At 59.0% G+C, this 1,270-nt stretch carries 1 protein-coding gene; it reads right to left on the bottom strand.

Annotated features, from left to right (window positions below):
- Positions 1 to 30 precede the first annotated feature (30 nt).
- Positions 31 to 1,205 (bottom strand): IS3 family transposase gene (locus ACFQUU_RS29275; RefSeq protein WP_382252154.1). Its coding sequence is split into 2 segments (ribosomal slippage): positions 31 to 929 and positions 929 to 1,205, totalling 1,176 coding nucleotides; the frame shifts between segments, so codons are not numbered across the junction.
- Positions 1,206 to 1,270 lie beyond the last annotated feature (65 nt).

Here is a 1,270-nt window from a genome sequence, read left to right as displayed (position 1 = left end):
TGACCCTGCCTCGGTTTCACGTACAGCATGTCATGCATCCATCAGCGTTTCCTCAGCTTGAACCGGAGTGCGATATCCGGTTGAGGAATGAATTCGCTGACGATTGTAATACCCTTCGATCCAGTTCACGATATCCAGCCGAGCCTGCGCCCGTGTTTCATAACGGGTTTGGTAAATGTGCTCGACCTTGAGCGTCTTGAAGAAGCTCTCCATCGGCGCATTGTCCCAGGCGTTGGCGCGTCGGCTCATGGAGACCTTCATGCCCCAGGAGGCAGCCAGGTTCCGGTAAGCCCAACTGGCATACTGACTACCCTGATCGGAATGCAGAATGAGACCCGGTGGCGGCTTGCGCTGCCAGCAGGCACTGCGCAGTACCTGACACACCAGTTCGGCATTGATCCGCTCACTCATTGACCAGCCGACGATCCGACGGCTTGCCAGATCCAGAATTGCTGCCAGGTACAGCCAACCTTCGTCCGTGGCAATGAACGTAATATCACTGACCCAGGCTTGATTCACAGCCCAGCCGTCGAAGCGGCGCTTCAGCAGATTCGGTGCCACCGGCAGACGGTGGTCGGAATCGGTGGTCACCCGGTACGGCCGCTTATAGACTGGACGCAATCCCTGCCGCTGCAGGCTGCGCCGCACCCGCTCGCCGCCAACACGCTTGCCTTGGAAGCGCAATTGGGCCACGATCCTGGGACGACCATAACTGCGGCGGCTTGTTTGGTGAATTGCCGCCACCTCGGCATCGAGCGCGGCGTTGGCCTGCGCCCGTGGACTGGGAGGCCGATTTCTCCACTGGCAATAGCCGCTGCGCGACACACCAAGAACCCGGCACAGCCGGCTAATACTGTACCCGTCGCGGTGGGCATCAATCCAGGCGTACTTCACCGCGACCCCTTCGCGAAATACGCCGTTGCCTTTCGGAGAATTTCAATATCGAGCTTGGCACTGGCCAGCTCTTTGCGCAACCGGCTGTTCTCCGCCTCGAGTTCGCTCACTGGGCGCTTAGGTGCTGCGACCACATCTGCCTGGGTGGGCGGCTGTCCTTTGCGTTGCCTTCGCACCCAGTTGCCCAGCGTCGCTACCGGCACTCCAAGTCGACGTGCAGCTTCATGCTGGCCGACTGACTCGGCCAGGCGTGCCGCTTCGGTCTTGAATTCTTCTGTGTACTGCCGTTTCGGTACTGACTTCTCTTCCATCGCTTCCTCCGTACAAACAAGAAATTATCAAATTTCCTGCTGTACGTGAAATCGGGGCAAGGTCA

This window comes from Herbaspirillum sp. GCM10030257, from assembly GCF_042666555.1.
Lineage (GTDB): Bacteria > Pseudomonadota > Gammaproteobacteria > Burkholderiales > Burkholderiaceae_D > Noviherbaspirillum.
This window is presented reverse-complemented; position numbering and strand designations above follow the sequence as displayed.